Genomic DNA, 14,456 nt, shown 5'->3' with positions numbered 1-14,456 from the left:
AACACTTGCCATATTTATTTTGATTTTATAGGGGTTATACGGGTGTACGGGGTTTTCTGCCCCGAACACCCGTAACTTAATTGTGCATCACGGATGTAATACCTTAAAATCCCGCCTGCCGCCCCCATCTATCAGCCCGTCCCTGCGCAAGCGCAAGAGAACTTCGTTCGCCGCCTGGCTGCCGAAATTGCGGACACAGTACAGGCGGGCGAAGCGGAACCGTTTCAGGTGGATAAGCAGATGTTCGACCGTGAACAGGCTTAGTTCACGGCAAGCCCTGACGATGCGTTGCGACAAGCCGAAATCATCCAGCGGGGTGTCTAACAGCCTGCGGTGTTTGCCCGGTCTGCCCCGTCCTTTCTCCGTCTGCATATCGTCATAGATGGTATCTACCCGGTTACGCTCGAAAAGGGCGAAAAGGGATGTGCTGTCGGTCATCAGGACGGTATCGAAACGGGCAAAAGCGATGTGGTTGCTATTCATCCAAAGAGTGATGCGCTGCACGTCCGTTCCACAGATACGGGCGGTTTCTTCCACGGATAACCAGCCGTTCATCGTCTGCCGCCCTTTCCTTTTGCCTTGTCCGTGCGGGGCGGGAACTCGTACACGGTGCGGAAGTCCTTGTCGAAGGTAACGTGCGCATCGAAAGTTTTGCCGTCCTTGTTCTTAAAGCCTTTGATAAGGGACGTTTTGCCTTTGATTACAAGGTCGGCAATCTGATTATCCGTGAGTTGCTTCTCGCCTTTGCTGCGGAAAACGGTCAGCCCACAATCCACGTTGCTACACTTGGCGACTTTCGGATAGAAGAGGATACGCCCGGACTGGCATTTGGGGCAAGGGAGACGTTCACCGTCCGTAACCGATACCTGCACCTGCAAAAGTTCTTCGGTGATCTGGGCGGCAACCATATCGTAGATTTTGCGTTCGTCGTCCGATAGTTCGCCGGGCAGACATTCGGTGATAATCAGGGCGTGGTGGTCAGTGACTTTCCCGGCGTCCACGCTGCGGCAGTTCTTGGCTGACCTCCTTGCACCGGGCTTCGGCAACTGTGACCGTACCTGTGGCGGTTACGGCACTAAGGGCGGTGTTTGCTGCCGGAAGGGTTTCGTACTTATGTTCGGAGAGTGCGGAGAACGGGATGCCGTTCTTTTCCGCTGTGACCTTGATCTGGTAGTAGGTCTGCGGGTTAAAGAAAAAGCCTGCCAAAACAATTGTTTTAGCAGGCTTTTTATACAACATTGAAAGTTTGTGCGGATGATAGGACTCGAACCTACACGTCGCGAGACACCAGATCCTAAGTCTGGCGCGGCTACCAATTACGCCACATCCGCTCACTAAATGCTCACTCGTTTGGAGTTTTGCGCTGCAAAGATAGATACTTTTTCCGATTTTACAAATTTATAAGCAATAAAGTTATTTACCGGGGAATCTGCGGGCGATCTCTATCAATGTAGCTTTTCCTCTCAGGGGCTCTTGTCAAGAGGGTTGTAGAATAGTTCCACATCTTTGTGGAGCAGTTCTACAACCCTTCTTTTCATTTTTAGCTTTTCTTGAATATTTAATACTCTTATTTACTGATGTTTAGACTTTATTGATTTCATCAATACTTTTGAGGTACAATTATTGGAGTACAAGTGCAAATAGGTATTTGTAGATTTAAAATGATTAGCCAATGAGAAGTTTGAAAACAGTGTTGATTATCTTGTTGTGTATGTGTGGTATACATGTGCAAGCACAACAGTTGGAAATAAAAGGTTTAGTGACGTCATCGGAGGATAAACAGCCGCTTATCGGAGCTACGGTTGCCGTAAAAGGGGTACCGGGAAGGGGAGTGGTAACGGACATGGACGGCCGTTACACTCTGAAAATAGAACCATCAGATAAAATCCTTGTCATATCCTATATAGGAATGAAATCGTCTGAGGTCAAAGTGCCGAGGAATGGAGTCTTGAATGTGGTGTTGCAGCCCGAATCACTTAATCTGGATGAAGTTGTGGTGACCGGATACGGAAATTTTTCAAAGTCATCCTTTACCGGATCAGCTAACACCTTACGGGCCGACATGCTGAAAAACGTACCGGTACTTTCTGTAGAACAGAAGTTGCAAGGTATGACCACGGGGGTAAATATTACTTCCGGTTCCGGCCAGCCAGGAGCTAATCAGAGTATCCGTATCCGTGGTATGGGTTCATTCAATGCATCCAATGAACCTCTTTTTGTGATTGACGGTATACCGGTCACTTCCGGCAGTATGGGAGCCGGTACGGGGGCCGATGCTGCCTATATGAACAATGCGAAAACAAATGTGATGAGTACTCTTAATCCTGCCGATATCGAGAATATTACAGTGATAAAGGATGCCGCCGCCGCTTCTCTTTACGGTTCGCGTGCCGCGAACGGGGTGATTCTGATCACTACCAAAAAAGGAACGGTAGGGCGGACTAAAGTTACTTTGAGCGCCAGCGGAGGCTTTTCTAATGCAGCTGTCAACTTCCGTCCCACATTGAACGGTGAACAACGCCGTGAAATGATTTATGAAGGTCTTTACAACTCTGCAGTAGACAAGGGACTTCAATCTCCCGAAGCATATGCAAACGCCAATATTGATACATATGCAGGGATACCGGAACTGGGATATACGGACTGGAGGAAAGAACTGATCCGAACCGCTCATAATCAAAACTACGAGGTGACGGCTTCCGGAGGTAACGAGCGAACTACTTTTTATGCTTCTCTCGGCTTTAACCGTCAGGAAGGTCTGGTCGAGAATTCTAATCTGGACCGTTACTCTGCCCGCCTGAACATGACACATAAAATAGGTAGCCGTGTCGAGGTAGGAGGTAACATGATGTTCACCCAAATAAGTCAGGAGATGAACGAGGAGCGCGGTTCCAATATCAATCCCTTCCTTTGTGTTGCTGTGTCTGCCACACCTTCTATGCCTGTGCGTGACGCTTCGGGCAACTATGTGGGGTCTTACATAGGTACCAATGTGAATCCGCTTCGTGACATCCGTACCGACTATAACCGCAGTCGTATGACACGTATGTTCTCCACCGGTTATGCTTCGGTAGATATCATCAAAGGATTGAAACTGAAAGAGACTCTGAGCTATGACTATACTGTGCAGAAAGATTCCCGCTATTTGAATCCGCTTAGCGGGGCAGGTCCCAAGAGCGGAAGTGATGCTCAGACCTCAAAGGGATTTACCGAATATGGTAAGCTATTGTCGTCTACTTCACTCAACTATACCCATACATTTGCCGCTAAACATCACCTTGACATTTTGGCTGCCTATGAACTGGAAAGCTATCAGAGTGATAAAGCTATGGGAGAGAAGGCTAAACTCCCCTCGGATGTGTTGCTTGAGCCGGATAATGCCGCTGTGCTGAAGAGCTTTGTTTCTTCTACACAGGCATACAGAATGATTTCTTACCTGTCCCGTTTGAACTATGATTACGATAATCGTTATTACATTGCAGGCAGTTATCGCCGCGATGGCAGTTCCCGTCTTGCTCCGGAAAGTCGGTGGGGAGACTTCTGGTCTGTTTCCGGTATGTGGCATCTGAGCAGTGAACCTTTTATGGAGGCTGTGAAGCCGGTATTGAATGATGTAAAAATCCGTGCTTCTTATGGTGTCAATGGGAATCAGCCGGGAGCTTTTTACGGATATATGGGGCTATACAGCTACGGGCAGAACTACATGGGGGCAGCAGGTTCATATGAGTCTGCTCAAGCTAATCCCAAACTGAAATGGGAAAAGAACTATAACCTGAATATTGGGCTTAGCCTGACTTTTATTGACCGTATCTTTGTGAATCTCGAATACTACAACCGCGATACAAAGGACTTGCTTTATAATCGCCCTATCAGTTCTACTACCGGTTTCCTGAACTATCTTGCAAACATCGGTCAGCTCAACAACAAAGGGGTGGAGTTCGAACTGCGCACGATTAACTTTGCCGGTCCTGACTTCAACTGGACATCGGTGCTGAATTTAACACATAACCGTAATAAAATCGTGGCACTGGACGGAGATATAAAGCAATCTGTCGAGGGCTCCTGGTTTATTCATAAAATAGGTCTTCCTTACAATAGTTTCTACGTGAAAGAGTTTGCCGGAGTAGACCCGTCGACCGGGAAAGCTCTTTATTATCTCAATACACAAGATGAACAGGGGAATTATAATAGAGAGATGACTGACGATGCTTCTAAAGCGCAAGCTATTCCGTATAAATCTGCTGATCCTAAGATATCGGGAGGGTTCACTAACATCATTTCTTATAAGTGGTTTGATCTGGGACTTACCTTTACCTATTCGTTGGGAGGATATTCTTTTGACAAGACAGGTACTCTGATAGAAACTGACGGCAGCAAAGAAAAGTCATACAACCTGCCTGTATATGCTTTGGACCGTTGGCAGAAGCCGGGAGATAGAACTGATGTGCCTCGTTTTGTATTGGAACAGGGAGCCGGTCCACAAAATTCATCCCGCTATATTCACAGTACCGATCACATCCGCCTCAAGAACCTGACACTCGGTTTCACACTTCCCAGCAGATGGGTACAAAAGGCACTGATAGAGAATGCACGTGTCTACTTCTCAGGAAGTAATCTGCTGACATGGGCCAAATGGAAACAGTATGATCCTGAAGTACCGGTTAATGGTGAGGTGTTCTGTGAGGCTCCTCCCATGCGTACCTTCAATTTTGGGGTTGAGATAACTTTCTAAATCATTCATCATTATTAATATTCAGATATATGAAACGTACACTTATATACATGTTTGCCGCTATGTCGCTTGTGGGTTCTTCTTGTTCCGGCGACTGGCTGAATTTAAATCCATCTACCTCTGTGACTACTCCGCAAGCCATCCGTACACTTGAGGAAGCACAAATAGCTTTGAACGGCATTTATCGCATTGCCGCTTCACATAGTTATTATGGTGATAATTATCTCTATTATGCCGATTGCCGTGGTGAAGATGTTCAAGCACGTGTCAGCAAGGGAGCCGGAAAACGTGTATCACCTTATTATGAGTTCAATGTCACGGCAGATGATGCCTTGAATATTACCCGTGTATGGAATCAGCCTTATAGTGTCATTCATCAGGCAAATAGTCTGCTGGAAAGAATAGAATCCGGTGCGGTGGTTACCGATGATGTTGTGGCTCTCAACTGTATCAAAGCTGAAGCGCTTGCTTTGCGCGGACTGGCTTTGTTCGATCTCACCCGTCTGTTTGCTATGCCCTATACCTTGAACAATGGTACTTCTTTGGGAGTACCTATTGAGATTAAAACAACTTTGCCTACTCACCAGCCTGCCCGCAATACGGTGGCCGAATGCTATCAGCAGGTGATAGACGATATGACAGGTGCACTGAAACTCTCGGCACTTTCCGCTGATAAGAAAAACGGTTATCTTAATGTGTGGAGTGTCAAAGCATTACTTTCACGGGTATATCTTTATATGAATGATAATGAAAAGGCTCTCGCATTGGCCAAGGAAGTGATGAATAACGGTGGATTGTATCAGTTGTTCACACACGATGAATATCCTACTGTATGGGGAAAAGACTTCAATTCTGAGTCACTGTTTGAGTTTTACTACACTCTTTCCGAGCCTGATGGCGGAACGGGAGGTGAAGGCGCTCCGATGGTTTATGCCGATAATGTGAAGGATTGGAACAACCTTGTACTGACCAAAGCATTCCTCGATCTGTTGGGAGAAGACCCGGATGATGTGCGTCATTCATTGAATCGTTTGCCGGAGAAACCGGAAGAGGATATATTGCCCGAAGGTTCCAAGGGGCATCCTAAATATCTGAATAAGTATCCGGGCAAGACGGGGGATAATCCGCAGGATAATGACATCTGTATTATCCGTCTCTCCGAAGTTTACCTGAATGCTGCCGAAGCTGCCTTTAAGTTAGGGGGAGCAGAAAACCTAAAGTTTTCTTTGGATTGCCTTAATGCCATCGTGAGCCGTGCTAATCCGGCGAAGTCTGTAAAAGAGCCGGAGTTGAGCCTGGAGCGTATCTTGAAAGAACGCCGTAAGGAATTGGTAGGAGAGGGACATGCTTTCTTTGATGCCATGCGAAATGGTTTGTCTGTAAATCGTACCGGTGGTTGGCATTTGCCTTCTGTAGCGGCTGCTGCGGTTATTGCTCCGTCTGATCCGCGGGTAGCATTACCTATTCCGCAGGCGGAGATAGATGCTAACCCGAATATGGTGCAGAATCCGCGTTAATGCTTTCTGGGAGGTGAGATATACCGGTTTCCCGGATGACAAGGCTCGAACCGGCATGTTGTGAGACACCAGACAGTTATTCACTGAGGAATCTGCGGGCGATCTCTATCAATGTATCTTTTCCTCTCATTTCGTCTTCTTGCAGCATATCTACCTTAATGTCCGGTTCAATGCCGAACTCGATGTGCTTCATCTGTGCATCGAAGTGAGGGCTGGCAGAGAAACGTACGCTCCACCCGTTGGGCAATTCGGAAGTAAAGGGCATACCCGATCCTCCTCCGGTTTTATCTCCGATGATGGTGACATTGGGCAGGCAACGCATGTGGTTGACAAAATCGTTGGTTGCGCTGAAAGAACGGCGATTGGTCAACACGACTGCTTTCTTTTGCCAGCGTACCCCATTGGCCGGTTCCAGATAGATGGCATAGGGTTTAGAGAAGTCGTTGTGTCCGGTTCCTGTCTTATGGCAGATGTATCCTGTCAGAACCTTTTCGTTAGTGAATCGGGAAGCGATGCGGGCGGAATTTGTCGCGTTTCCACCACCATTATCGCGCACATCGATAATTAGTCCATTGCATATGGCCAGGTAGGAGAGCACTTCGTCCAAGTTGCCGTTGCCAATCGGGTCGGCAAAGCTTTCATACCGTATATAGCCGATGTTGTCTTTCAGTATCTTATATTTGAGGCCTGCTGCCGTACGATAGTCCGTACTGGCACGGCCCAGATAGGAATCTTCAACCAGGTCTGCACGGAAGTTACGGGGATAATCCTGATACCAGGCGTCGTAGTAAGACACGTTGTGTGCCGAAGCCAGATTGACATGCCCGTCCTGCAATTCATAAAGCATTTCACTCAGAACTTCGAACAGCCCTTCGTTGCTCATATTCGGGGTAATACGTTTTTGATATTGGGTATAGATATCATCCCAGTCGATTTGTTTGTAATCGAGAAAGCAATATTGCCGGTCGATGATTTTCCATAACTGCTCAAAGTTTCCTTGTGGATCGTTGGCATACTCTTCTTCCCGGATACAGGAAGAGAGGAGAGCCAGAAAGAAAATCAGGCAGAAGCTTTGTTGCAGGATACTATGGATAGGAGGATTCTTCATGATTCACTTCTGTTTTAATAGGCTCTGACGGCAGGTGGCAGGGGAGTTCCGTTCTTATTTCGGATACGGAACAGATCGTGTACAAATCCCACCATGAAAACTTGTGAATAAGTATGTGTCTTGATTCCGTTCAGTTTGGATTGTTGGAGATCACACAAATAGCTAAGGCGCATTTTGGTATATCTGATTGGAAAGTCGACTGATATCATCTGTCGTAACGCCGGCTGATTATGCAGAGAAGTAAAACGGACTACGCCACTGGCGTGTCCGAGTGTGAATATTTCGTAGTAAGATTGCCCGTAATGGGGAGAGAACATGAGCCCTATTACCGGAAGATTAACCTGGTAACGTAATGCCAACGGATAATTTTTTATTTTTGTATGCCAGATGGCCATTCCCGAAGCGTCCAGGTTGATGTAAGCACGGGCTGAGGCCGGATTGTTGGTATTGCGCAGATTGTAGACAAAGCCGCCGTTGAAATCTCCCATTCCTCCGGCAAGCAGCTTAAAGTTGTCTGTTATGCGGAACTGATAGTGCAGTCCATAGTTCCAATTCACTAATCCGGCAAATGTATTGTTGTTATCTACCCGGTTGTGAGTATATGCCAGGTTTGCCTGGAAAAAGTTCTGTACCGAGACATTGCCATCGCCCCAGGCGGTCATACGCATTGTTTCGCGTGAGATACGAAATTCGATACCTTTATATTCCTGCGGAGAAAGATAGGTGTCGAATACATTGGTGTATCCCACACCGTACATGGTGGCACGTGTCACATAGCGGGTAGCTTGAAGTGAGTCTGTGCCGTTACCATTTCCGTTCCCTCCAAAAGAAGGGAGAGCGATTGCTATCATTAATAATAGCAATATACTTGTATTTACTTTCATACGCAGTTTTATCTTGGACTTGTGCTAAAACAGCTTCATCTGTCCGGTCATTTCATCGAGTATGTCGTTTTCTGTTTTACCATTGTCCGGGTCCAGATTTTCCGGTTCTTCATCCGTGTTTTCATCATCCGTGGTTTGTGGCGGATCCGGGAAACGGGTCGGTTCCAGTTCGTTGATGGTCTCTACTGTATAAGTAGTGAGACGTTTCCCTTTGGCCTTAAAACCTTTGACGGCAATGAATTCTTCGGCATCAATGACAACAGGTTCGCGGAAACTGTCGTGACCTCCGAAGATGATTTCCAATCTTGGGTAATACTCATCCGTCAGTAAAATCAGGCGGTTATGTTTGTTCTCACCCAGATAGTTCTGCTTGCGGGCAGTGGCTTCGAAGCAGAAACGTTTCAGGTACGGATAGTTCTGTTGGTCGGCATCATAAAGCGCAGCCGTCCATATCTTGTTGGCATCGAACTTCTCGACGATACTCACATTATCTTCGTAGTGATTGCTGAGATCGAAGTTTGAGGTATAGAACTCTCCGGTGTTCAGCACAACAAGGATGCTGTCGTCGCTCTGGAACTCACCCAAATATTCACCCCGGCCGTCGTAATTGAGGCGGAGCACATCGCGGTCGAACCATACTTTACGTCCGCCCAGTGTAGAGCCTCCCCGTTGTTTCAATACAATTTTGTGTACCGGCAGACGTGTCAGAATGACGCCCTGACTTTGTCGGCTGCGAATGGTCACTTCACTGAAATCACGCTCGAAGATGATGCGGCGTACACGAGGATTAGGTTTCAAGGTGACCTTGATGATTTCAGCTTCACCATTGGGGTTGGCACTGAAATAAGAAATGCGTGAATCGGGTTTACCTTGTGTCACGTCGTATTCACGGTCGCGTACGATGGAAGTGACTGCAAACCGTTTGATATAGTGTGTTCCTTCTGCACCGTCGCGGTAGGCTACGTTGTAGATGGTGCGTTTGTCATTCTTCTTAAATACATTGACGTAGATTACGTTTTTGCCCACAAACTTTTTGTCGGCTACGGGAGTGACCATGTAACGCCCGTCCCGGTAGAAGATGATCACATCATCGATGTCCGAACAGCATGCCACGAATTCGTCTTTCTTTAATGACGTTCCGATGAAGCCTTCTTCACGGTTGATATAGAGCTTTTCGTTGGCTTCCACCACTTTGGCGGCTTCAATGGTGTCGAAGTTGCGCAACTCAGTACGTCGGGGGAAGTTTTTCCCATATTTATCTTTAAGCATCCGGTACCATTGGATGGTGTACTCCACGATGTTGGCCAGATGATTGTTGATCTCGGCAATGTCTTCGTTCATGCGGGCAATAGCCTCTTCCGCCTTGTCGGAATTGAACTTCAGGATACGTCCCATCTTGATTTCCATCAGGCGGAGGATGTCTTCTTTCGTCACTTCACGTATGAATTGCGAATAGAAAGGAGTCAACCGTTCGTCGATGTGTGCGCAGGCGGCATCCATATCTTTAGACTGTTCGAACTCTTTATCTTTATAAATGCGCTCTTCAATGAATATCTTTTCAAGAGAAGCGAAATGCAGGCTTTCCTGTAGTTCGTCTTTCTTGATTTCCAGTTCCTGGCGAAGCAGGGACAATGTATTGTCGGCAGATTTTCTCAGGACGTGGCTGATGGTGAGGAAGTGAGGCTTCTGATCATCAATCACACAACAGTTGGGCGAGATGCTTACTTCGCAATCTGTAAAAGCATAGAGGGCATCGATTGTTTTGTCCGATGAAGTGCCCGGAGCCAGATGGACAAGGATCTCTACGTTGGCTGCTGTGTTGTCGTCTACCTTGCGTATCTTTATTTTTCCTTTGTCGACGGCTTTCAGGATGGAGTCGATGACCGAAGTCGTAGTCCTGCCATAAGGAATTTCGGTAATGGCGAGTGTTTTATTGTCTACTTTATTGATTTTAGACCGTATCTTTACTGCTCCACCGCGTTCACCGTCGTTGTATTTCGACACGTCAATAGAACCTCCGGTCTGGAAGTCGGGATATAGTTTGAACTCTTCGTTTCGCAGGTAACTGATGGAAGCGTCGCAAAGTTCGTTGAAGTTATGTGGTAAGATCTTGGATGAAAGTCCTACGGCGATACCTTCTACTCCTTGTGCCAGCAAAAGTGGGAACTTCACCGGCAAGGTGATAGGTTCTTTGTTTCGTCCGTCATACGACAGTTTCCATTCGGTTGTTTTAGGGTTGAACACTACATCGAGTGCAAACTTTGACAGGCGTGCTTCGATATAACGGGGAGCGGCCGCACCGTCACCGGTAAGGATATTACCCCAGTTACCCTGGCAGTCGACCAATAAGTCTTTCTGTCCCAACTGTACCAATGCGTCACCGATGGATGCATCGCCATGAGGGTGAAACTGCATCGTATGTCCTACAATGTTAGCCACCTTGTTATACCGCCCGTCGTCCATGCGTTTCATGGAGTGCAGGATGCGGCGTTGCACCGGTTTCAGTCCGTCGTTGATATGGGGCACGGCTCGCTCGAGGATAACGTATGAAGCATAGTCCAGAAACCAGTTCTGGTACATTCCTGTAAGTTGATGTTTAATGCTTTCGTTATGTGAGTCCGCCGGCTTATAGTCAGAATGTCCTTCCGTAATCTCGTTGTTCTCTTCGCTCATAAAATCAAATTTCCCTCTGGTTTTAACAACAAATTATCTTTTTTACATCATTATTGGGTGATGTGCAGGCAAAAATACGAATTTAATTGAAAAAAATCATTTACTTTGCAGATTATTTCTGAGTCTGGCTTACAGGCAGATGTATGAAATGTAAATTGTAAATGACTAAATTGAAAATAAGACGATGGCACAAGAAGATGTTTTTAAGAAGTTAGTATCACATTGCAAAGAATACGGTTTTGTGTTCCCCTCAAGCGATATCTACGACGGATTGGGCGCAGTGTATGACTACGGACAGATGGGTGTTGAACTGAAAAACAATATTAAAAAATACTGGTGGGACAGCATGGTGCTGCTGCACGAAAACATTGTCGGCATTGACTCTGCAATTTTTATGCACCCTACCATCTGGAAGGCTTCCGGACATGTGGATGCATTTAACGATCCGTTGATTGATAATAAAGACTCTAAAAAGCGCTATCGTGCCGATGTACTGATTGAAGATCAATTGGCTAAGTACGACGATAAGATTAATAAAGAGGTGGCCAAAGCTGCCAAAAGATTTGGTGAAGCTTTCGACGAAGCTCAGTTCCGCAGCACCAATGGCCGTGCTCTTGAGCATCAGGCAAAACGTGATGCATTGCACGAACGTTTTGCAAAAGCACTGAATGATAACAATCTGGAAGAACTTCGCCAGATCATTATCGACGAAGAAATAGCATGTCCTATTTCCGGGACCAAGAACTGGACGGAAGTCCGCCAGTTTAATCTGATGTTTTCTACCGATATGGGGTCTACTGCCGATGGAGCCATGAAAATTTATCTTCGTCCGGAAACTGCGCAAGGTATTTTCGTAAACTACCTGAATGTACAGAAGACCGGTCGTATGAAAGTTCCTTTTGGTATTGCACAGATTGGTAAAGCTTTCCGTAACGAAATTGTAGCCCGTCAGTTTATCTTCCGCATGCGTGAGTTCGAACAGATGGAGATGCAGTTCTTCGTTCGTCCGGGCAGCGAATTGGAATATTTCAAGAAATGGAAAGAAATTCGTTTGAAGTGGCACAAGGCACTTGGTTTTGGCGATGATCATTATCGTTTCCACGATCACGATAAATTGGCTCACTACGCGAATGCCGCCACCGATATTGAGTTCCTGATGCCATTCGGTTTCAAAGAAGTAGAAGGTATTCACTCTCGTACTAATTTCGATCTTTCCCAGCACGAGAAGTTCTCCGGAAAGAGCATTAAATATTTTGATCCCGAGTTGAATGAATCGTACACTCCGTACGTAATCGAAACTTCGATCGGTGTCGACCGTATGTTCCTCAGCATTATGTCTGCCGCTTATTGTGAAGAACAGCTGGAGAACGGTGAAAGTCGTATCGTATTGAAATTGCCTGCTGCATTGGCACCCGTGAAGTTGGCTGTAATGCCGTTGGTAAAGAAAGACGGACTGCCTGAAAAGGCTCGTGAGATCATTGACAATCTTAAGTTCCACTTCCATTGTCAGTATGATGAAAAAGACAGTATCGGTAAACGCTACCGTCGTCAGGATGCCATCGGTACCCCGTACTGTGTGACTGTTGACCATCAGACATTGGAAGACAATTGTGTGACACTGCGTAACCGCGACACTATGGAGCAGGAACGTGTGGCAATCTCTGAATTGAATAATATCATTGCCGACCGGGTAAGTATTACCTCGTTGTTGAAAACAATCCAATAATTTAAAAGATTTAATTATGAAAAAAATCCTATTGTTAACATTGGCTGTCGTATTATTGGCAGCTTGTCAAAAAGAAGAAGAAAGTAGTGTTGCCGGAACTTATTCGTTTCGTGTTGTTAGTATCGGGGAACATGGAGAGTTCACTCCGCTTACAAGAACTTCACACTCTGATCTGTCGGATCAGAATCAACTGAGTTTACAATTCTCTTCTGTGGATGAATATCAAAAGTTCCTTTCTAATTTTGGCTCTTTGAATAGCGAAGAGCGTATAAAATTGACAGATGGTTTAGGATTTGTTTCATTAGAGAAATTATTTATCCTTGCTGATGAAGAGTTGGAGCAGATTGGTGAAACCGCGGTAAGTGAAGCTGATTTTAGGTCAAAGTATGATCAATATAAGAATAAATACAGTCAATATTTTATTTTTAATGATGAAGACCTTACGGATTTGTCTCCTTACATACCGGAATGCGGGAATGATATTGATGCTTTCCTTGTAGGAATAAATCAAACAGTGGTTGTCGGTAATGAAGTGCGAAAGATTTCTTTCTCTCGTCAAATGCGTGAAGAGGATCGTCTGTTGTCTGATAAAAATTTGCCGGAGTATAATGCAGGAGCCGTTTTGACCAGAGCAGGTGATTCTGATTTGCCATTGAATGGTTTTACTGTAACTGTTGGTAGCAAAAAGACTATTTTTAAAGCTTCCACTAAAAAAGGGACATTGACATTGGGGAACACGACATATAATGGTACCGGATTGTGGTTTCATTTCGAAGCGCGAAAAAAAATGTGGTATGGATGGAAAAGTGATCCTGCAAGAGATTTTGCTTTTTCTTTTGCCCCTGCTGGTGCTTCTGGAGTATATCTTCCTAAGTCAAAAGGTAAAGTTGACTATCGTGCCAGATTCATTCAGGAAAGTCCTACACTTACTCCAATTTCAGGAATTGTGTATGTTTGGACCGATCAAACTGTAGATGTTCCGGGATCTGACCATGTGTATCCTTCATTTGCTGTTTGTGATAATAATAAAGCATATAAGGCTAAGATTAGCTTTGTCATTAATTGATTCTACGGGAAATAATATTATAATATGATAAAAAAGAGTTTATGGATACTACTTGTACTGTGTCTGTTCTTCGCTTCTTGTGAAGAGACTAAAGAAAGTGGTAAATTTGATAATTGGCATGCTCGTAATGAAGGATTTATTGATTCTTTGCGGACTGTTTTTGAAAATAAAACAGATCCCCGTTTAGACACTATTCGTCCTTTGACAAATCCGGGTATCATGGTGTACTATAAAGATATCACTCCTGAAGGAGATGATATAAAGAATGAGATACCTTTGTACACTTCTTCTGTTAGCGTCTTTTTCCGAGGCTCGTATATAACAGGTGAAATTTTTGAGGAGAACTTTAAGGGAAAAGATCCAACGTCTTTTGACTCTCCTCTAACGAAAACCGTAAGTGAAGTTGTGTGGTTCGAAGCTCTACAACATATGAAAGTTGGGCAGCGTTGGTTGATTTATATACCTTGGCAGATGCAGCCAAATAATACGGGAAAGTCTGATTATATCCCTGCGGGGTCGTCCGTGAAAGTACCTGGTTATACTACGTTGGTTTACGATTTACAGTTATTGTCAATAGTTGAAAAGTAATCCTCTCTGATATCTTCTAAGAGGGTGTCCGAAAAGGGTACCCTCTTTTTTTATGTAAAAGTCCGAACTTTCCCAAGCTCGGACTTTTTAATTTGCTCTAAAATGTTTATCTTAGAGCATGTTAATCGATAGTGCAAATATACAATTTAAGGAGTATTCTCA

Annotated in this window: 9 protein-coding genes, 1 tRNA gene and 1 pseudogene; 5 read left to right on the top strand and 6 right to left on the bottom strand. The window is 45.3% G+C overall.

The features are described 5' to 3' along the window. Positions 1-87: 87 nt before the first annotated feature. The 3 genes and pseudogenes from KO473_RS04370 to KO473_RS04360 all read right to left on the bottom strand — a co-directional run bounded on the left by KO473_RS04370 (position 88) and on the right by KO473_RS04360 (position 1,331). Positions 88-555: a hypothetical protein gene (locus KO473_RS04370; protein WP_005822859.1), complete on the bottom strand. Its 468-nt coding sequence runs from the start codon at positions 553-555 to the stop codon at positions 88-90. After that, positions 552-1,191: pseudogene (locus tag KO473_RS23765) on the bottom strand (topoisomerase C-terminal repeat-containing protein); the annotation flags it as partial. The gene KO473_RS04370 and the pseudogene KO473_RS23765, both read right to left, overlap by 4 nt. Positions 1,192-1,249: 58 nt before the next feature. Then, a tRNA-Leu gene (locus tag KO473_RS04360) sits at positions 1,250-1,331 on the bottom strand. 341 nt (positions 1,332-1,672) lie between these two features. Between KO473_RS04360 and KO473_RS04355 the strand changes: the two genes are divergently transcribed. Beyond that, entirely contained in the window at positions 1,673-4,732 is a 3,060-nt protein-coding gene (locus KO473_RS04355) for a TonB-dependent receptor (protein WP_044299800.1), read from the top strand. A gap of 29 nt (positions 4,733-4,761) precedes the next feature. Further along, the gene (locus KO473_RS04350) at positions 4,762-6,249 is read left to right on the top strand and encodes a RagB/SusD family nutrient uptake outer membrane protein (RefSeq protein ID WP_122130160.1); all 1,488 of its coding nucleotides are present in this window, start codon (positions 4,762-4,764) and stop codon (positions 6,247-6,249) included. 76 nt (positions 6,250-6,325) lie between these two features. Here KO473_RS04350 and KO473_RS04345 read toward each other — a convergent pair whose 3' ends face one another. Genes KO473_RS04345 through KO473_RS04335 form a run of 3 tightly spaced genes read right to left on the bottom strand, consistent with a single transcriptional unit; the run spans position 6,326 to position 10,914 of the window. Next, positions 6,326-7,357: a S41 family peptidase gene (locus KO473_RS04345; RefSeq protein WP_005811948.1), complete on the bottom strand. Its 1,032-nt coding sequence runs from the start codon at positions 7,355-7,357 to the stop codon at positions 6,326-6,328. A gap of 14 nt (positions 7,358-7,371) precedes the next feature. Further along, complete coding sequence (locus tag KO473_RS04340) at positions 7,372-8,208, bottom strand: DUF3316 domain-containing protein (RefSeq protein WP_229066957.1); 837 nt, start codon at positions 8,206-8,208, stop codon at positions 7,372-7,374. A 57-nt stretch (positions 8,209-8,265) separates the two neighbouring features. Further along, the gene (locus tag KO473_RS04335) at positions 8,266-10,914 is read right to left on the bottom strand and encodes a DNA gyrase/topoisomerase IV subunit A (RefSeq protein WP_005779105.1); all 2,649 of its coding nucleotides are present in this window, start codon (positions 10,912-10,914) and stop codon (positions 8,266-8,268) included. Between the two features lie 184 nt (positions 10,915-11,098). Here KO473_RS04335 and KO473_RS04330 point away from each other — a divergent pair, with 184 nt between their 5' ends. Genes KO473_RS04330 through KO473_RS04320 form a run of 3 tightly spaced genes read left to right on the top strand, consistent with a single transcriptional unit; the run spans position 11,099 to position 14,294 of the window. Further along, on the top strand, positions 11,099-12,640 hold the full coding sequence (locus tag KO473_RS04330; RefSeq protein ID WP_122130161.1) for a glycine--tRNA ligase: 1,542 nt from the start codon (positions 11,099-11,101) through the stop codon (positions 12,638-12,640). 16 nt (positions 12,641-12,656) lie between these two features. Further along, positions 12,657-13,706 (top strand): DUF4848 domain-containing protein, encoded by a 1,050-nt coding sequence (locus tag KO473_RS04325; protein WP_005822864.1) that lies wholly within the window; start codon positions 12,657-12,659, stop codon positions 13,704-13,706. 24 nt (positions 13,707-13,730) lie between these two features. Then, on the top strand, positions 13,731-14,294 hold the full coding sequence (locus KO473_RS04320; protein WP_080783752.1) for an FKBP-type peptidyl-prolyl cis-trans isomerase: 564 nt from the start codon (positions 13,731-13,733) through the stop codon (positions 14,292-14,294). Positions 14,295-14,456: the final 162 nt, after the last annotated feature.

The organism is Bacteroides sp. HF-4919, assembly GCF_018860125.1.
This window is presented reverse-complemented; position numbering and strand designations above follow the sequence as displayed.